Below are 14502 nucleotides of genomic sequence, written 5' to 3' on the forward strand. Positions count from 1 at the left end.
GCATCCACTGCAAATGTTCCATGCGTTACTACTTCTTCATTTTCCTCCAGTCCTTTTTTCACGATGTATTCTTCCCCAAGCGATGCCCCCAGTACCACTTCGCGCAGTGTATAAGTGGGTTCTTCGCGGTTTGGAATTTTTATATAGACCACCGAACGTTTTCCTGTCCACATTACTGAACTGGATGGGACGGTCAGCTCTTCACCGGAACCCAGGTTGCCTGAAGTCATAACGCCTTCAACAAACATCCCGGGTTTAAACAATCCATTCCTGTTATTTGTTTCGGCTCTAACCCTTGCTACCCGGGATTTTTCATCCATCAGGGGGTCTATAAAATTGACCGTGGAGTTAAAGGTTTCCCCCGGAATGCCGGATACTGTAAACTCAATCTGATCCCCTTGCTCTATGAGTGGAACATCTTCCTGATAAGCATCAAACATAATCCATACCGTATCAATTTTGGCAATGTGATAAAGCACGGAACCTTTATTTATATAATCCCCTTCATTAACCATTTTTTTATGGACGATGCCGCTTGCACTGGCTTTTATTTCCATGCGTTCTGTAATTTCTCCCTTTTCTTCAATGGCAGCTATTTGGTCTTCATTTAGCTTCCATTGTCTTAATTTTGCTCTGGCAGCCTCTAAAAGCTGAGGGTTTGTTTTCCCGGATTGTATCGCTTCCAGCAATTCTTCCTGGGCTGAGATTAATTCGGGTGAATAAACTGATGCTATGGTTTGCCCCTCCTGCACATATTCTCCTTTGAAATTAAGGTACAGTTTTTCAATTCTTCCGGGAAAATGACTGGGTTGCGTGTATATCCTCCGTTGATCCACGTTAATTTTTCCGGTGAGCCGTATCTCTTTTTGGGGAACTTTTTTCCTTACCCGGGTTGTTTGCACGTCCGCCAGTTTAATGGCCTCCTCTGTCATTTTCAACTCGGCAGGATCCTGATCGGCATCAGATTCTTCAGCCGGAATCAGTTCCATTCCGCATATCGGACAGTTGCCCGGTTCATCCTGACGTACCTGTGGATGCATAGAACAGGTCCAGGTTGTATTGTCTTCCCCAGCTTCTTGCGCTGTATCACTTTGTGCATGTGTATGTTCCCTGTTTTCCTCGAATTGTTTTGATTTTCCCGATGAACTGAAGATAAGGGCTCCAAGCAGAATGCCGGCTGCAAGCAACAACCCGCCTCTGATCAGTTCGTTTCTTTTTATATTTTTACGTTTCATTGTGTTTGATTTTGATTGGTTAAATATTCAAGCTTTGATACGGCTATATTCTGATTGGCTATAGCCTGCCGGAGTTTGAGTTTATACTCTTGTACCATCAATTGTGTGCGAAGCAGCTCGAAAAAATTCTCACCGTCGGTTGAATAATTTGTTTTCAGCAAGCGATATATTTTTTCGGTTTCTTCGATTTGTTTTTTGTACAGATCTACTTTCCTGATTGCATCCAGATATTTTTCTTCTGCCTTTTTATACCGGGCAGAAAGGGTATTCAGCCGATCCTGTTGTTCGGATTGGACGGCCTGAAGTTTCAAACTGGTTTCCTTTTTCATAGCGTCGTATTTCTTTCGGTTCAGGGGTAGCGATATCCCTACCATAGGCATAACTACGTCGCGCCCACTATTATTAACCTGCATATCCTGCCTTTTTCCGATAATAGCGTAGTCTAATCCCAAAGAGAGGTTTGGATAACCCTTTTTTCGGTCTGCTTCATACTGATGTTCCAGTGCTGTTTTTTTATGACTAAGGGCTGTCAGTCCTGGATTATTCCTTATTGAATCACGATAGGCCATAGTATCGAATGTATCAGGTTGAATGTTCCCGGGTACTCTTATAGAGTCACTTTCGGAACGGTTCAACAATAAATTGAACTCCGTCTTTTGAGTAGACAGTTTCTCTTTCAGATCTTCCAACTTGTTTTTCTGCTCCCTGATGTTCACTTCGGTACGTAAAACGTCTGCCATCTGGCTTTTTCCTGTCTCGTAGTTTCTTCTGCTTAAATTCTTCAAAGAATTTAATATCCCGAGATTTTCTTTTATGATATGAAGGGCTTGTTGTGTTTTATACAGTTCATACCACTGGCTTTTGACCTCCTGATATATCTGGTTTTTCAGATTCACAAACTGCTGATACTGTATCCTGGCTTTCTCAGCCGCCGCTTTTTCCTGCTCCTTTAAAGTTCCGAACCACGGAAACATCTGGGAGACCGAAATTTTTAGCTGTTGTGGCCCCAGCCGTGTTTCTATTGGACTGATAAAATAGCCGAAACCAAGCTTTGGGTCAGGTAATGCTCCAACCTGGGGTACTTTTTCAAGAGCAGCATGATACTCATGATAGGCTGCCTGTAATTCCGGATGATTTTCTCCCGCTTCTTTCAGATATTCGTTAAGGGTTTGACCCTGTATTATCCCTGATAGAAAAAGGTGAACCATGATCAGGAGGATGGTATGTTTGTATATTGCTTTCATAATGCGGCTTTTTTAAGTTTTGATTCTTTCCATTTTGAGTAAAGTACAGGCACCACAAATAGTGTAATGACCTGTATGGACATGCCTCCGAAGGTTGGAATAGCCATTGGAATCATTACATCTGATCCCCGTCCCGAAGATGATAGAATGGGAAGCAGGGCCAGCAGTGTAGTTGCAGTGGTCATCAGTGTGGGCCGGATTCTTTGTTTTCCTGCTTCCAGCACCGCCGAACGGATTCCCTTCACATCCTCCGGCTTGTTTTTCTCGAAAACCTGCTTCAAATTGCTGCCCATCACTACGCCATTATCAGTGGCTATGCCGAATAAGGCGATAAAACCTACCCATACCGCAATACTCAGATTTACAGTTTTCATCTGGAACAGGTTTCTCATGTTGGTGCCAAACACTTCAATATTCATAAACCAACCCTGGCCGTACAGCCATATCATCAGAAATCCTCCGGCAAAGGCGATGGCTATTCCTGAGAAAATCATCAGCGTTGTTGGCACCGAACGGAACAGCATGTAAAGAATCAGAAAGATGATGACCATTACCAAAGGTACTACAAATGAAAGGCGCTTCTCTGCCCTCACTTGATTTTCATAATTCCCGGTGAAGGTATAGCTTACCCCCTCCGGTACCTCAAGTTCTCCGTTTTCTATTTTGTTGTTGAGGAACTGTTGGGCTTCGTTCACCACTTCCACTTCAGCATGACCCTCTTGTTTATCGAAAATCACGTAACTGATCAGAAATGTGTTTTCACTTTTAATGGCTTGTGGACCTTTTCTGTATTTTATATCTGCTACTTCATTAAGAGGTATTTGTGCTCCATTGCTTGCGGGGATAAGAATTTCTTTCAATGCTTCAGGGTTTTCTCTTAGCTCGCGGGGGTAACGTACCCGTACCGGGTATCGTTCCCGCCCCTCAACTGTATTTGTGAGTTTCATACCACCCACGGCAACTTCCAGGTAATTTTGAACTTCATTGACTGACAAGCCATAACGTGCCATTCGCTTTCGGTCAAGATCGAGCTCCAGATAGGGTTTCCCTACAACCCGGTCAGCAAATACCGATTGACTCTTAATGCTTGGCACTTGCTGTAGGTATTCTTCCAGTCTCATCCCGAAATCATCTATGGTTTGCAGATCGGGGCCGGAGACTTTAATGCCCATGGGTGCTTTCATTCCCGTTTGCAACATAACCAACCTCGCTTCAATAGGCTGGAGCTTAGGAGCAGAAGTCACACCAGGATATTTTGACACCTTTACTATCTCATCCCAGATGTCATCTGGCGACTGAATGTGGTCGCGCCATTGACGAAAATATTTGCCGTTATCATCCGGGATCAGATTTCCTTCTGAATCTCTCAGAAAATTGCCTTCGTTATCCACGCGGAAACGCATTCGATGTCCATCCTCATCTGTAACATATTCGGATTTGTAATTGATGATGTTTTCAAACATCGATAAGGGTGCAGGATCCAGTGCGGATTCTACCCGACCTGCTTTACCTACAACGGATTTGACCTCCGGGATGGCAGAAACCGCCATATCCAAATGCTTCAGTATTTTCTTGTTCTCTTCGATACCCGAATGAGGCATAGAGGTTGGCATAAGCAGGAACGATCCCTCATCAAGAGCCGGCATAAATTCCTTTCCTACTCCGGGAAATGCGTGGGTCAGGGTGCTCCATACCTGGGTAGTCCGGATGTTCATATCTGCCTTATCAAAACTTTTGGCAATGAATCCAAAGATGGAGTTGAAACCCATCCAGATCACAAAACCCAGAATCAAAATGAAACCCGGAATAGAAAGGAAAGCACCCTTGTTTCTTAAACTCCAGTTCAGGATTTTGGGATAGTACTTAAGGATCAGCACAAAAAGGCCAAGAAGGAGCCCTATGATCAATAAAATAAAGAATATATTCGTAAATAATGATTTTTCCGGACTCAGAGGCAGCCATTCCCGGGCCAGTATGAAAGATACGGTGATTACCGCAAGCGCATTGGTAGCCCACGTGGTATATTTCTTCTGACCTTCTTTCAGCAGTAAACCTGCCAGATTAATCATTCCGAAAAGCATGATAATCGCTCCAGCCCATACAACATATTGGATTGCTATAAATAATCCGCCTGCCACAATTAAACCGTTAATGAATTTACGGATCTGATTCGATTTAATTTTAATGGAGAAGAAAAGATATGCCAGTGTAGGAATGATAAGTATCGATACGATGATTGCTGCAGCCAGTGCGAACGTTTTGGTATATGCCAGCGGGATGAAAAGCTTTCCCTCAGCTCCTTCCATTGTGAATACCGGCACAAAACTAATTATGGTTGTCAAAACGGCGGTTACTACAGCAGATGCCACTTCGGTGGTTCCCCTGTAAACTACCTGAAGTTTGGGCTCTTCAGGGTCTGCTTTGTCTAAATGTTTGACGATGTTTTCCACCAGCACGATCGCCATATCAACCATGGTTCCAATGGCAATGGCAATACCGGATAATGCTACGATATTGGCTGTTACATCCATGTATTTCATGGCAATGAAAGAGATCACTACAGCTATTGGCAGTACACCGGATATTAACACCGATGCCCTTAAGTTCATTACCATGATAATTACTACAATGATTGTGATAAGAATTTCAAGACTTAATGCTTCTTCAAGTGTTCCAATGGTTTCCTGGATCAATTCTGTGCGGTCATAAAAGGGTACGATCTTCACACTTGATGTGGTGCCATCTTCTAACGTTTTGGAAGGAAGTCCTTCTTCTACTTCCTGGATTTTATCCTTCACGTTTTGAATTACCTGCATGGGGTTGGCTCCGTCACGTGAAACTACTACACCACCCACGGCTTCAGCTCCTGATTTATCCAGAATCCCCCGGCGGGGAGCCGGACCGAATTTCACCTCAGCCACGTCTTTTATTCTGACGGGGGTATGCTCATAAGCCTTTACAACAGTATTTTCCAGGTCCTCCAGGTTTTCTATATAACCGAGTCCCCGCACAAGATATTCGGCATTGTTGATTTCCAGCGTTCGGGCACCAATGTCCAGGTTTGAATTTTTAACGCTTTTCATGATGTCCATTAAGTTGATGTCATACGATTTCATTGCCGCAGGACGCACATCAACCTGGTATTCCTTCACATATCCTCCAATGGAAGCCACCTCTGATACGCCCTTTGAGGATGAAAGTGCATATTTAACATAGTAGTCCTGAATGGAGCGTAGTTCATGCGGGTCCCAGCCTCCGGCGGGATTACCGTTTTTATCCCTTCCTTCCAGTGTGTACCAGTAGATCTGGCCCAATGCAGTAGCATCTGGTCCCAGTGAGGGCTGAACACCATCAGGCAAGAGATCTTGAGGCAAAGAATTTAACTTTTCCAGTATCCGGGTCCGGCTCCAGTAAAAATCTACGTCATCCTCAAATATTATATAGATGCTTGAAAAGCCGAACATGGAAGAACTTCGGATGGTTTTGACACCCGGTATACCCATCAGTGAGGTGGTAAGCGGGTAAGTAATTTGATCTTCAATATCTTGCGGTGAGCGGCCTGACCATTTGGTGAATACAATCTGTTGGTTTTCCCCCAGGTTGGGAATGGCATCCACCGGCACCGGATCGTTGGGTAAAATATCACTTTTCCATTCGAATGGGGAAACAATAAAACCCCACCCCAGCAGAAGTACTAATAAGAGGATGGTGATAAGCCTGTTTTCCAGAAAATATTTAATAATTTTATTAAGCATTGCTTTAGTTTTTTGATTCTGTTGATATCAAGTACAATGTCTCGTACATTTTAAAATAAATTTTGTTTAATTTCTCCATTTATCTTTATCAACTGAATTTCAGTGATACATTATAAATGGTCGAGCAGTAAGAGAACCATCTATGTTTGTCAGGAAATGGAGAATGCAGGAAAGGTGCAATTAAGATTGTCAAAGGATAAAAACCTGCAGGAATTTTGTGATAGAATAATTGTTCCGGGGATGCTTTAGCTTGTGAGTTATGTTTTTAAAGATCGGTGAAACCGGATAAAACATTTGTGAAACATCCGTTTTCCTGATGGGATCGATATGGTCAGTATTAAGATTTTGTTTTGAGGAATTGCGGAAGAAATCGGTGATTTTAAATACTTCGGTTTCTTCATGGCAGTAGTAGCAGAAATCTTCGTTTTGACAGCAGATTTCAGGGTTCAAGTATAGTGAAGCCGAAAACAACTCCCCATTTGAGTAATGTTTGTTGACCGCCAAACCAGTGGTTGCGCAAAGCACAATCATGCTAAGCAATATATTTCCCAGATTTTTTATCATATTATGATATCTAATTTTTGAATGCTTACAGTATAAACATATGATGATGGTAAAAAGATTTTCAAAATTTTTTGTTGTATTTGTAAAATTTTTAGAACAAAAAATGTTCTATTATAAATTAACAGTTTGTTTGAGTTTTTTTTATTCCGGTTTTTTCGGGTATTTTTTAGATCTTTATTCTGCTAAAATCATTATATATGTCGGTAAGACCCAAGAAAAATCTGGGGCAGCATTTTTTATGGGACAAAAATATAGCCCGCAAAATCGTTGAGGCTTTTAGAAAAGAAACCGTAACCTCTACAGTTCTGGAACTAGGGCCGGGGAAAGGAGTGCTAACGGATTTTTTGCTGGAGCATTTCGGAGATCAGCTTTATGCCGTTGAAATTGACCGGGAATCGGTTGATTACTTGCTCAAAGTCCATCCTGAACTGGGGGAACGACTGATCCGGCAGGATTTTCTGAAGATGAATTTTAGAGCGTATTTTACATCACCTGTGTCATTGATCGGTAATTTTCCCTATAATATCTCCAGTCAGATTTTATTCAAGGTATTGGAACAGCGCAACAGTATTCCATTGATTATGGGTATGTTGCAAAAAGAGGTGGCCGATCGTATTGTTGCGCCACCCGGTTCAAAGACCTACGGTAAATTGAGTGTGCTGCTTCAGGCTTTTTATAATACCAAAATCCTTTTCCCGGTGGGTTCCCAATCTTTTACTCCTCCCCCCAAAGTGCGATCTGCGGTGATCCGGCTCAAAAGGAATGAGACCCGCCGGCTTGAGTGCGATGAGGATTTGTTTTTTCGTGTGGTTAAAGAAAGTTTTAATCAAAGAAGGAAGATTTTAGGGAATTCGTTAAAACCCTTTTTATTAAATTTGAGCGTTAATGACGAACGTTTCAGGAAAAGGCCTGAACAATTGGATGTAAAAGATTTCGTTGAAATTACGAAAAAATTATCGCAGGAATAAATTGGAATTATTAAGATGGCTCAAACAATGAATTTCGAACTGACAAAGGAATATCTGGACGAGTTGAGAGAGCGTATAGCCAATCAGGATGAGGAGGGAGCCTATAAGATGATAGAGGATCTTCACTCCGCTGATATTGCAGAAATTTATAACGAGCTTAACATGGAGGAAGCTCGTTTTATTCATATTATGCTGGAAAGCGACAAGGCAGCGGATGTCTTGGTTGAACTTGAACAGGATGACCGAAAAAGGTTTCTGGAAGTACTTCCCGGTGATGTAATTGCCAAACAATTTATCGATAAACTGGATTCGGATGACGCTGCTGACGTTTTGGGAGAATTATCAGAAGATAAGCGGGAGGAAGTGCTGAGTTATGTTGAGGATCTGGAGCAGGCAGGTGATATTGTTGATTTGCTGAATTACGATGAAAATTCGGCAGGTGGCCTGATGGCGAAAGAGCTGATCTCTGTCAATGAAAACTGGAATATTACCACCTGCCTGAAAGAGATGCGAAAGCAGGCTGAAAACATCAACGAGGTATATTATGTATATGTAGTGGATGACGATAACAAACTGAAAGGCACCCTGTCACTGAAAAAGTTGCTTCTTACCCCGAGTACTGCCAAGATCAGGGATATCCTCAATACCGAAGTGATATCGGTTAAAACGGATACACCTTCCGAGGGAGTAGCCAATGTTATGGATAAGTATGACCTTGTGGCTTTGCCTGTTGTTGATCCGTTGGGTCGTTTGGTGGGCCGGATTACGATCGACGATGTTGTGGATGTGATCCGTGAGGAAGCAGAGAGAGATTACCAGTTGATCTCCGGTATAACTGAAGATGTAGAACCTTCTGATACTGCTCTTCAACATACGCGGGCGAGAATACCCTGGTTGTTCATAGGCTTATTGGGAGGTATTTTAGGAGCCATAATTATTGGTAACTATGAGGAAGATCTTCGTATTTACCCGGAAATGGCAGCTTTTCTGCCTTTGATCGCTGCAATGTGCGGGAATGTGGGGGTTCAGTCCTCTTCGATTATTGTTCAGTCGTTGGCTGATAAATCACTGGGGGTTGGGGGCATAGGAGGGAAGTTGCTTAAAGAGCTTGCTGTGGCTTCCATTAACGGACTCATATTATCTATACTCATTTTTGTCTACAACATATTTACTCACGATTCTTTTGCCCTGACTGTAACGGTAAGTGCGGCCCTGTTTTCGGGGATTATTTTCGCCTCGATTTTCGGAACCTTTGTTCCATTGCTACTGGACAAGTTTAAGATAGATCCAGCTTTGGCTACAGGCCCTTTTATTACTACTGTGAATGACATTATGGGGCTTTTCCTCTATCTGATGATTGGCAGAGCCCTTTATGGAATCCTATAGTTGATTGTAAAGAAAAAGAAATATAATGGGTATAAGGATGCCCAGTGTCGTAAGCCAGGCCCCTCTCCCTTTGATGCCTTTTTTGCCTTTAAGAATGAATAATCCGGTGACAGCTATGATGATGAGTCCGGCAGCATAAATATCGGAAAACCAAGTCCACCACTTCCCGGGATTGTAATGCAGATAATTGATCTGGTAGAACACAGGCCTTCTTTCTGACTTTTCAATTGTTCCTTCCCCGGTATCAAGATTTACATCTATACTGCCATCTTCAATAAAGATTTTTAGCTTGCTGGGTTCAGGGAAATAATAGTTTTTAAAATTATTCTTTTCATCGAATGTCCCGGCAATCTCCATAGCTTTTGCCCGGTCTATTTCAGTTTTACTTTCCGGTAGCGATTCCAGTGTTATATTTTCACGGGTTATCACATAGCTCGGATTCCAGTCATCCAGATGATTTAGAGCTATCCCTGATAAAGCGTAGATTATGGTTAATCCAAAGAAGAAATAGCCAAAGTCTCTGTGTAATATCCTGTTAAGTTTTCTCCAGTTCATGCTTACTCTTTGGTCACCTTTCCCGCCGTCAGCCAGTATTCTGAGATGTAACCCTTTTCAGAATTTTCAATCTTTTGCTCCAGTTCATTGATGTAGGCCTGAGAAACTCCTTCTTCTGAACCGGATAAATTGTGGTGTTCAGATTCCTTGGATTCCTTTTTGTTTTTACGTAGCTTTTCAATATAACCCTGGTCAAACCTTTCTTCTGTAAGTTTTCCACTTATCCTGATTGTGTTTCCTTCCAGTGATCTTTCAAACGGGGATACATTTTCTCCGGTTCTAACCCGTAGTTTTACGTCCGATCCGGAGGTTGAAAGATGAAGCCTTTTCCCTCCATGTCTGCATACATGGGTAACCATCCCTTTTGCTGTGATTTGGTTGCCTAAATATTTTTCGGGTGTTTCCATTACCCGGTTGACCGGTAATATTTCCGAAATAGGTTCGCCACCTGCTTTATTATCCGGGGGATTGTTGATACAACCGGAGATGATGAAAATAAGAGAGAAAACAATTAAATTGTATTGTTTCATATTTGAGTGCTTTTTGATTTCATTTATCCTTGTATTATGAAAATAATCCATTTCAAAATTAGTACCTTACCGGTCAAATTCTTGCATTTTTTGGCAAAACTTGCCCGGTAAGGTACTGTGGCAAAATTCATGAGACAGTTTTCAAAGATAAAAATAATTGAAAAAGATCATGACCTTTATATAATTTTGCCTCATAAATTAGGAATAAAAAATTATATAAATAATAAAAAACTCAAATTTTTTAGTGATTACAGAGCGAAATCATATTTTTGAGGTAAGGAATTTAGATTTATTTTGGTAAATTTGTCCCACAAATAAAAGTTTGAAAATGACGCAAGTAAAAAAGATTCAATCCGCATTAATTTCGGTTTATAACAAAGACAAACTTGGAGCGATCATTCAAAAACTGAGTGATCTTAATATCAGGATTTATTCTACCGGAGGTACGCAAAAATATATTCAAAGCATGGGATTTGAAGCTACATCGGTGGAAGACATTACAGATTATCCTTCAATTCTTTCCGGAAGGGTTAAAACCCTGCATCCGAAAATCTTTGGGGGAATTTTGGCAAGACGGGATTCCACTCAGGACAATCAGGAAATGGAGGAATATCAAATTCCTGAGATTGATCTGGTAGTGGTCGATTTATATCCTTTTGAGCAAACTCTGACACAGCAGCCAAGCGAGCAGGAGATCATTGAAAAAATCGATATCGGAGGCATTTCCCTTATAAGGGCAGCAGCAAAAAATTATAAGGATATTCTGGTCATTCCTTCTGAAGAATATTATGATGATCTCATTCATATTCTTGAAGAAAACCAAGGCGAAACGGGTATAGAAGAGAGGAAAAACTTTGCTTTGGAAGCTTTTAATGTTTCCTCCCATTACGATACGGTTATTTTTAACCATTTCAACCGGGAATTCAATAAAAATACATTTAAGCAAAGCTTTAGGAGTGCCACGGAACTACGTTATGGTGAAAATCCTCATCAGCGTGGGGTATTCTTTGGAGAATTAGATAATCTGTTCGATCAGTTACATGGGAAACAGATCTCATACAATAACCTGATAGATATTGATGCAGCCATCCATTTGATCGAGGATTTTGAACCCAAGACTTTTGCCATTATCAAACACAACAATCCGTGTGGTCTTGCTTTAAGGGATGATTTAACAGAGGCCTGGAAAGCCGCCCTTGCAGGTGATCCGGTCTCCGCTTTCGGAGGCATTTTGGTTACCAATTCTATGGTGGATGGCAATGTGGCAAAAGAGATCAACAAACTGTTTTTCGAAGTGATCATCGCCCCGTCCTATGAGGATGATGCACTTGAAATATTGAAGCAGAAAAAGAACCGGATAATTCTGGTTCAAAAAAGTTCCTTTCTTCCAAAACAGCAATACCGGTCGTTGCTTAACGGTGTTATAGTTCAGGATAAGGATATCAGAACAGAATATAAAACAGATATTAAAACAGTTACAGAGAAGGCCCCGGCTGAGAAAGAAGTGGAAGATCTTCTTTTTGCCAATAATATAGTTAAGCATACCAAATCCAATGCTATTGTGCTGGCCAAAGACAATCAGCTATGCGGAAGCGGTATGGGTCAAACTTCACGTGTTGATGCACTGAGACAGGCCATTGAGAAAGCAAAGGGCTTTGGCTTCAATCTGAATGGGGCAGTCATGGCTTCAGATGCCTTTTTTCCCTTTAAAGATTCGGTGGAAATGGCCCAAAAAGAAGGCATACAATCTGTAATACAGCCAGGTGGATCAAAAAGGGATCAGGAATCTATTGATTTTTGTAACCAAAAAGGGATTTCAATGGTATTTACTAATGTAAGACATTTTCGACACTAATAAATAATTAAAAAACGATACAAACCACATTATTAAAATGGGATTATTTTCTTTATTCACCCAGGAATATGCAATTGATCTGGGAACAGCCAATACCATAATTATCTATAATGACAAAGTTGTAGTAGATGAACCCTCCATTGTAGCAATTGAACAGAGTACAGGTAAATTGGTTGCCATCGGTGAAAAGGCCCGGCAGATGCACGGGAAAACCCACATGAACATAAAAACTGTACGTCCCTTGAAAGACGGGGTTATTGCCGACTTTAATGCCGCAGAGCAGATGATCCGCGGGATGATCAAGATGGTTAACCGAAAGACACAATTTTTTGCCCCTACCCTTCGCATGGTAGTCTGTATTCCTTCCGGCAGCACAGAGGTTGAAATCCGGGCTGTCCGAGACAGTTCCGAACATGCAGGAGGACGCGATGTATATTTGATCTATGAACCCATGGCAGCAGCTATAGGAATGGGTATTGACGTTGAAGAACCATCGGGGAGCATGGTTGTGGACATTGGCGGAGGTACCACGGAAGTGGCGGTTATTGCTTTAGGTGGCATTGTGTGTAATAAGTCCATACGGGTTGCTGGAGACAGTTTTACTTCTGATATCCAATCTTATATGCGACACCAGCACAACATTAAAATCGGTGAGCGAACAGCGGAAGATATTAAGATCAAGGTTGGCTCCACTTTGACGGATCTTGAGAATCCACCTGAAGATTTTGTGGTAAGAGGTCCGAACCTGATGACAGCCATGCCGGTCGAGATTCCCATATCCTATCAAGAGATTGCCCACTGCCTGGATAAATCCATCCATAAAATTGAAGCAGCCGTTTTGAGTGTATTAGAGCAAACACCTCCCGAACTGTATGGAGATATTGTCAATGAAGGTATTTTCCTTACCGGTGGTGGAGCCCTGATGAGAGGGCTGGATAAACGGCTTACTGATAAAATCGGTATTAAGTTTAACGTTGCAGATGATCCGCTTCACGCAGTAGCCCGGGGAACAGGTATCGCTCTGAAAAATGTGGAAAATTTTACATTCCTGATGCGTTAGTGTTTATGAAGAGTTTTGAGTTATGCAGAGTCTGTTGAGATTCTTACAGCGGTATAATTTTATATTGCTTTTTATTCTCCTTGAGGCCTTGGCCATTACCTTGCTGATCCAGAATAACAATTATCAGAACACAAGTTTTGTAAGTTTTGCAAGGAATATTAAGGGAAGGTTCTATGATCAAACCATGAAGATTGAGCAATATCTCAATTTAAGGGAAAAGAATAAAAAGCTTAAAGAAGAGAATGTGTACCTGAGAAATTTTATTGCAAAAAATATGAATACTAAGGTGGATACCTTCAAAAAGAAGATCGATACTACCTATGACCAGCAATATTTTTATATCCGGGCTACTGTTCTTAACAATTCAATCAACAAGCAGCACAACCATCTTACACTGGATAAAGGAGAAGCAGCAGGGGTTAAACCGGAAATGGGAGTGGCATCCCCTAATGGAATTGTAGGGGTAGTCAGAGGCGTCTCGGAACATTTTTCTTCCGTTATATCTTTGTTGAACAGTGAGTTGAATATCAGTGCCAAATTGAAAAACAGCGGATATTATGGTTCATTTAGCTGGACCGGCCAGGATTACAGGTATGGGATCCTTCAGGATATTCCCCTGCATGCACAGGTGAATGAAGGCGATACGGTGGTCACAAGTGGCTATTCGGCCATTTTCCCGGAAGGCATCCTGGTGGGATTTGTAGAAGAATATGAGGAAAAAGGAGGGCGTTTTCTGGAATTGACCGTGGAATTATCTACCGATTTTAAAAAACTAGATCATGTTTATATCGTAGAAAATTTGTTGAAAGAGGAAAAGAAGGAACTGGAAAATGAATTTACAACCCAATGATTAATTATCTTCCCAGATATATACTGACATTTGTGATTTTGGTCCTTGTTCAGGTACTGTTAATGAATAATATACAACTGGGAGGATATTTAAATCCTTATATATATGTTTTGTTTCTGTTAAGTTTACCTTTTGAAACGCCCAAATGGGGGTTGCTGGTGTTGGGTTTTCTTTTAGGTTTGACCATTGATTTGTTTAGTCACACCGTGGGAATGCATACTTCGGCTTGTGTTTTTATGGCCTTTTTGCGACCAATGGTACTGGGTACTCTTGAACCCAGAGACGGGTATGAGCCTGATACCTATCCCTCTGTCAGGGATTATGGGTTGAACTGGTATTTTAAGTACAGCAGCATACTAATTCTGGCCCATCATTTGTTTTTATTCTATATAGAAATGTTTAAACTGGACAACTTTTTCCACACTTTGAGCAGGGCATTATTAAGCGGGTTGTTGTCTTTAATTTTTATATTGATCATTAAGGTGTTTATCAAAAAATAA

At 41.4% G+C, this 14502-nt stretch carries 11 protein-coding genes; 6 read left to right on the forward strand and 5 right to left on the reverse strand.

Annotated elements, in window-relative coordinates; genetic code table 11:
- From KGY70_01030 to KGY70_01040, 3 genes are all read right to left on the reverse strand, one after another.
- The coding region (locus KGY70_01030) for an efflux RND transporter periplasmic adaptor subunit (GenBank protein MBS3773747.1) at window positions 1–1235 on the reverse strand (1235 nt) is incomplete at its 3' end.
- Entirely contained in the window at window positions 1232–2479 is a 1248-nt protein-coding gene (locus tag KGY70_01035) for a TolC family protein (GenBank protein ID MBS3773748.1), read from the reverse strand. The genes KGY70_01035 and KGY70_01030, both read right to left, overlap by 4 nt.
- A complete protein-coding gene (locus tag KGY70_01040) occupies window positions 2476–6234 on the reverse strand; it encodes an efflux RND transporter permease subunit (GenBank protein MBS3773749.1) in 3759 nt (1252 codons plus the stop codon). Before KGY70_01040 ends, KGY70_01035 begins: the two co-directional genes overlap by 4 nt.
- 761 nt (window positions 6235–6995) lie before the next feature.
- Here KGY70_01040 and rsmA point away from each other — a divergent pair.
- Both rsmA and mgtE read left to right on the forward strand, forming a co-directional pair.
- Window positions 6996–7766, forward strand: coding sequence for a 16S rRNA (adenine(1518)-N(6)/adenine(1519)-N(6))-dimethyltransferase RsmA (rsmA, locus tag KGY70_01045; protein ID MBS3773750.1), 771 nt, complete (start codon window positions 6996–6998; stop codon window positions 7764–7766).
- Window positions 7767–7793: 27 nt separating this feature from the next.
- On the forward strand, window positions 7794–9152 hold the full coding sequence (gene mgtE, locus KGY70_01050; GenBank protein MBS3773751.1) for a magnesium transporter: 1359 nt from the start codon (window positions 7794–7796) through the stop codon (window positions 9150–9152).
- Here the strand turns inward: mgtE and KGY70_01055 are convergent.
- Window positions 9147–9707 carry a PepSY-associated TM helix domain-containing protein gene (locus tag KGY70_01055; protein ID MBS3773752.1) on the reverse strand — a complete coding sequence of 187 codons (561 nt, stop codon included), beginning with the start codon at window positions 9705–9707 and terminating at the stop codon, window positions 9147–9149. The genes mgtE and KGY70_01055 overlap by 6 nt on opposite strands.
- A gap of 2 nt (window positions 9708–9709) precedes the next feature.
- A complete protein-coding gene (locus tag KGY70_01060; GenBank protein MBS3773753.1) occupies window positions 9710–10237 on the reverse strand; it encodes a hypothetical protein in 528 nt (175 codons plus the stop codon).
- A 328-nt stretch (window positions 10238–10565) separates the two neighbouring features.
- On the opposite strand from KGY70_01060, the gene purH reads away from it, so the two are divergent.
- From purH to mreD, 4 genes are read left to right on the forward strand one after another with little or no spacing between them, the layout of a single operon-like run.
- Window positions 10566–12092, forward strand: coding sequence for a bifunctional phosphoribosylaminoimidazolecarboxamide formyltransferase/IMP cyclohydrolase (gene purH, locus KGY70_01065; protein MBS3773754.1), 1527 nt, complete (start codon window positions 10566–10568; stop codon window positions 12090–12092).
- A 37-nt stretch (window positions 12093–12129) separates the two neighbouring features.
- On the forward strand, window positions 12130–13152 hold the full coding sequence (locus KGY70_01070) for a rod shape-determining protein (GenBank protein MBS3773755.1): 1023 nt from the start codon (window positions 12130–12132) through the stop codon (window positions 13150–13152).
- A 22-nt stretch (window positions 13153–13174) separates the two neighbouring features.
- Window positions 13175–14002 (forward strand): rod shape-determining protein MreC, encoded by an 828-nt coding sequence (gene mreC, locus KGY70_01075; GenBank protein MBS3773756.1) that lies wholly within the window; start codon window positions 13175–13177, stop codon window positions 14000–14002.
- Window positions 13999–14502, forward strand: a complete 504-nt coding sequence (mreD, locus tag KGY70_01080; protein MBS3773757.1) for a rod shape-determining protein MreD — start codon at window positions 13999–14001, stop codon at window positions 14500–14502. Before mreC ends, mreD begins: the two co-directional genes overlap by 4 nt.

The organism is Bacteroidales bacterium, assembly GCA_018334875.1.
Lineage (GTDB): Bacteria > Bacteroidota > Bacteroidia > Bacteroidales > UBA12077 > JAGXLC01.

What these genes read in the sequence shown, in the direction of transcription:
- mreD (MBS3773757.1), top strand. Translation starts at nt 13,999, where the DNA reads ATGATTAATTATCTTCCCAGATATATACTGACATTTGTGATTTTGGTC.
- KGY70_01055 (MBS3773752.1), bottom strand. Translation starts at nt 9,707, where the DNA reads ATGAACTGGAGAAAACTTAACAGGATATTACACAGAGACTTTGGCTAT.
- rsmA (MBS3773750.1), top strand. Translation starts at nt 6,996, where the DNA reads ATGTCGGTAAGACCCAAGAAAAATCTGGGGCAGCATTTTTTATGGGAC.
- KGY70_01070 (MBS3773755.1), top strand. Translation starts at nt 12,130, where the DNA reads ATGGGATTATTTTCTTTATTCACCCAGGAATATGCAATTGATCTGGGA.
- KGY70_01060 (MBS3773753.1), bottom strand. Translation starts at nt 10,237, where the DNA reads ATGAAACAATACAATTTAATTGTTTTCTCTCTTATTTTCATCATCTCC.
- purH (MBS3773754.1), top strand. Translation starts at nt 10,566, where the DNA reads ATGACGCAAGTAAAAAAGATTCAATCCGCATTAATTTCGGTTTATAAC.
- mgtE (MBS3773751.1), top strand. Translation starts at nt 7,794, where the DNA reads ATGAATTTCGAACTGACAAAGGAATATCTGGACGAGTTGAGAGAGCGT.
- KGY70_01035 (MBS3773748.1), bottom strand. Translation starts at nt 2,479, where the DNA reads ATGAAAGCAATATACAAACATACCATCCTCCTGATCATGGTTCACCTT.
- KGY70_01040 (MBS3773749.1), bottom strand. Translation starts at nt 6,234, where the DNA reads ATGCTTAATAAAATTATTAAATATTTTCTGGAAAACAGGCTTATCACC.
- mreC (MBS3773756.1), top strand. Translation starts at nt 13,175, where the DNA reads ATGCAGAGTCTGTTGAGATTCTTACAGCGGTATAATTTTATATTGCTT.